The following is a 3,541-nucleotide window of genomic DNA, read 5'->3' as shown; positions in this document are numbered from 1 at the left end:
GTGGCGTCGGGCGACTCGACGCCCTCGTGTTTGGGGCGCAAGGCCAAGCGGAGCACGCCGGTGTTGGCCGCCAGCATGAGCGCCGAGGCATCGCTTTCGCGCACGGCCAGCACCGCCGAGCGCAGCGACTGGCGTCGTTCGCGCGCCTGCAGGGCAGCCTGGGCGCCGGTCTCGCGCATGGCCTCTTGCGTGGCTTGGCCGCTCGTGGAAGTCGGGGCCTGATCGATCTGGGTCGCGTCGCCGAAGGTCAGGATGCGCGCGCGGCGCACCAGCACCTGCGCGAAGCTGGTGTCCTGGTTCTCTCGCGTGGCGCCCATGAACTGCATCACGTCGACGAAGTCGCCCGGTTTGGCGAAGCCGCCCACGCCAATCACCTCATCGACCTGCACGGCCACGGCGCGCTCGCCCGGCTGCAGCAGCGCCGAGAGCGACTCGGGCGCGATGGCGTCCAGCAAGACGGGCGTGCCCTTCGTGATGTCACGCGAGCTCACCTGGCCCAGCGCCTGTTGGGTCGATGCCAGGCTGCCCTGTGGCGCCGAGGCGGCGGTCTCCAGTTGCACGTCGGCCGATTCCAGCATGTGGCCGGCTCTGATGTCCCTGGCCGCGACAACAAAATGGGCCGATGCGGGTGCCGCCGGTGCCGAAGCCGCTTGTGTGGTCGGTGTGGCGGGCTCACCGCTCAGGCGGATGCCGATCAGGGCCACCACGACGGCGCCCAGTGCCAGCACACCGGCAAGGATCTTGAGGACGTTGTTGTTCATGTCGATGGCGCGTGGAGACTTCAGTTCGGACGCAGGGTGGCGGTGCCCACGAGGTCATCGGGCAGGCTGGGGATGTCGCCGATGAAAGGCAGCGTGAGCACGGGCATCAGCGGCGACTGACCGTAGCCGGTGTAGGCCACCTTGACCTCCATCGTGCCGGAGGTGTTCCAGGTGACCGTGATGCCGGAGGTGACCTTCGCGCGGATCTCATCGCTCATCCAGGCCAGGTCCTTTTCGGCTTGCGAGCGCACCACGTTGCGTGCGGCCGTCTGGTAGCTGGTGACGCTGGTGTAAGCGGCTGGCTCGACCTTGACGGCGGCGCGAGCGCCTTCTGCGGCCGTGTAGGTCAGCGCCTGCTGGATCAGCATGGCCAGGCCGTAACTGAAGGTCGCGTAGAAGATCCCGAAAAACAGGATGAACAAAGGCGCGAACTCGACGGCCACGCCGCCAAGCTGAGGCTGGCGCAATCGCCTGCGAAGGCCGCCTCGCTTCAGAGCAGGGAAGGCGGGGTGAGCAGCGCGGCGATCAGCCCGACGCTCAGGCACGTGCCCAATGGGATGTGCCTCGCTGCAGGCTGGCGTGCGGCCCATCGAGCCAGCCAGGAGTCGGGCTGCTGCAGCACGCGTGGTAACGCGAGGTACAGGCTGTGTCGTTGTCGGCTCAGCAGACCCACTGCGGCGCCCAGCAGGGTGCCGACGGTGAAGCAGATCAAGGTGAGCGGCCATGATGACAACAGGCCAATGGCCACGAGGAATTTGACATCGCCAGCCCCGAGGCGCTTGGTGAGGTAACCCGGCAGGGTCACCAACAAGGCGCCAGCGGCGGCCAGCAGCGCAGAGGTCGGTTCGGCGCCCAGGACGCTTCGACCGCTGAACACCAACACGCAAATGCCGACCAACCAAGCTCCCAATGAGAGCAGGTTGGGGATGCGCCGATGGCGCCAGTCGGTCCAGGCGATCACCAGTGCCCAGGCGAGCACCAGCGCAGTGGTTGGCGAGCTGACCCCGAAAACCGGCATGTCTCAGGCGGATGCGCACTCGAGCCTTTGCCGGGCCCCGGAGCCAAGAGGCCTCACTTGGGCGCTGCGGTGCTCAGCTTGGTCTTGACGGCTTCGAAGAAGGTGTTGAGCTGGCCGCCAACGCTGGTCATGCCGACGGTGGCTGCCAGACCGATCAGGGCTGCAACCAGCGCGTACTCGATGGCGGAAGCGCCTTCTTCGTCCTTCAGGAAAGCCTTGACGTGCGAAACGATGTTCATGGGGTCTCCAATCTGGCCTGATGGCCGAGTCGATCAAGGGCGCGTCACAAATGACGCAACCCGCCAACAAAATCTAACTCAAAGTGACGGACATGCGAGGCGTGGAACGACCCCTGATCAGGGGAGGGGCAATCCCGCCCGAAGTCCATTCAGACCAACCCACCGCACTTCAGTTGCTGTATAAAAACACAGCATGCATGACGAACCATGGCAACCCCTGCCTGACCCTCGCCAGCGGGCCGCCCCCATCAAAGGACGCGGCACCGCCACCCGACTGGCCCATCGCTTCGCTTCAACTGACAAGGGGCGAGAAGACGACGGCTGGCCGGAAAGCGACGCCGACACCTCGGCCCAGGCGAGCGTGCCGACCGAGGTCACGCCTGAACGCGCCCGCAGCATCCTGGCGCGCAACGACTCGCCCGACATCCCCTTCACGTGGTCGCTCAACCCGTACCGGGGCTGCGAGCACGGCTGCATTTACTGCTACGCCCGGCCCACCCACAGCTACCTCAACCTCTCGCCGGGGCTGGACTTCGAAACCCGCCTGGTGGCCAAGGTCAACGCGGCAGAGTTGCTGGCAGCTGAGCTGCAAAGGCCTTCGCACACCTGCTCGCCCATCAACATCGGTTCTGCCACCGACGCCTGGCAGCCTGTCGAGCGTGAATGGCGCCTCACGCGCGGCCTGCTGGAGGTGCTCGACACCTGCCGTCACCCGTTCACAGCGGTCACCAAATCAGCGGGCATCGAGCGCGACATCGACCTGCTGGCGCGCGCCGCCCAGCGCCGGCAGGCCAATGTCATGGTCAGCCTGACCACGCTGGACGCCGAGCTGTGCCGCAAGCTGGAGCCGCGCGCTGCGGCGCCATGGCGGCGCCTGCAAACCGTGCGCCGTTTGCGCGATGCGGGGGTGCCGGTGGGGGTCAACGTGGCGCCCATCATCCCCTTTGTCAACGAGCCCGAGATCGAGCGCCTGGTGGATGCCGCGGCCGATGCGGGCGCTTGTGCCATCCACTACACCATCGTGCGTTTGCCCTGGGAGGTGCTGCCGCTGTTCCAGGGCTGGCTGGCCGACCACCTGCCGGAGCGTGCCGAGCGTGTCATGGCGCGCATCCGCGAGATGCGAGGTGGACGAGACTACGACGCGAACTTCAGCCTGCGCATGAAGGGGCAGGGCGTGTGGGCCGACCTCATCCGCCAGCGCGTCAGGGGCGCGGCGGCGAGGCGGGGCATCGGCCATGGCGGCCCGGTGCTCGATGTCTCGGCGTTCGACCCCGGTTTGCTGGGTGAGCCGCCGGCCCAGTCGAGCCTGTTCTGAACGCTGGTCAACCGGCGAGGGGCTGCGCATGGCCGGGCAGCAGCCGCGCTGCCGGAGTTGGGGCCCGCCTCAGCCGACGATCGGGTTGAAGGCCGAGCGCTTGACTTCGGCCATCGGCACCTCGTCGCCGATGCACAGCGGGATGGCCGGGCCGGGCAGGTCCAACTGGTGGATCAGCTGCTGGCACAGGCCGGCGCGCTTGGCGTTG

At 67.4% G+C, this 3,541-nt stretch carries 5 protein-coding genes; 1 reads left to right on the top strand and 4 read right to left on the bottom strand.

The genetic code is table 11. The features are described from left to right. From cpaB to B2W70_RS17630, 4 genes are all read right to left on the bottom strand, one after another. Positions 1–761: Flp pilus assembly protein CpaB (cpaB, locus tag B2W70_RS17645; RefSeq protein WP_286747795.1), on the bottom strand; the 761-nt coding region annotated here is incomplete at its 3' end. Between the two features lie 20 nt (positions 762–781). Beyond that, the gene (locus B2W70_RS17640) at positions 782–1,204 is read right to left on the bottom strand and encodes a TadE/TadG family type IV pilus assembly protein (RefSeq protein ID WP_286747793.1); all 423 of its coding nucleotides are present in this window, start codon (positions 1,202–1,204) and stop codon (positions 782–784) included. A 47-nt stretch (positions 1,205–1,251) separates the two neighbouring features. Next, a complete protein-coding gene (locus B2W70_RS17635; protein ID WP_286747792.1) occupies positions 1,252–1,779 on the bottom strand; it encodes a prepilin peptidase in 528 nt (175 codons plus the stop codon). A 53-nt stretch (positions 1,780–1,832) separates the two neighbouring features. Continuing rightward, a complete protein-coding gene (locus tag B2W70_RS17630; protein WP_137839732.1) occupies positions 1,833–2,018 on the bottom strand; it encodes a Flp family type IVb pilin in 186 nt (61 codons plus the stop codon). 193 nt (positions 2,019–2,211) lie between these two features. On the opposite strand from B2W70_RS17630, the gene B2W70_RS17625 reads away from it, so the two are divergent. Beyond that, on the top strand, positions 2,212–3,333 hold the full coding sequence (locus B2W70_RS17625; protein ID WP_286747790.1) for a PA0069 family radical SAM protein: 1,122 nt from the start codon (positions 2,212–2,214) through the stop codon (positions 3,331–3,333). The last annotated feature ends 208 nt before the right edge of the window (positions 3,334–3,541 follow it).

Origin of the sequence: Aquabacterium sp. UBA2148 (genome assembly GCF_002328915.1) — a bacterium.
In the GTDB taxonomy this organism is placed as follows: Bacteria; Pseudomonadota; Gammaproteobacteria; order Burkholderiales; family Burkholderiaceae_C; genus Aquabacterium; species Aquabacterium parvum.
The sequence above is the reverse complement of the archived record's forward strand: the minus strand, read 5'-3'. Positions and strand labels throughout refer to the sequence as shown.

What these genes read in the sequence shown, in the direction of transcription:
- B2W70_RS17630 (WP_137839732.1), bottom strand. Translation starts at nt 2,018, where the DNA reads ATGAACATCGTTTCGCACGTCAAGGCTTTCCTGAAGGACGAAGAAGGC.
- B2W70_RS17635 (WP_286747792.1), bottom strand. Translation starts at nt 1,779, where the DNA reads ATGCCGGTTTTCGGGGTCAGCTCGCCAACCACTGCGCTGGTGCTCGCC.
- B2W70_RS17625 (WP_286747790.1), top strand. Translation starts at nt 2,212, where the DNA reads ATGCATGACGAACCATGGCAACCCCTGCCTGACCCTCGCCAGCGGGCC.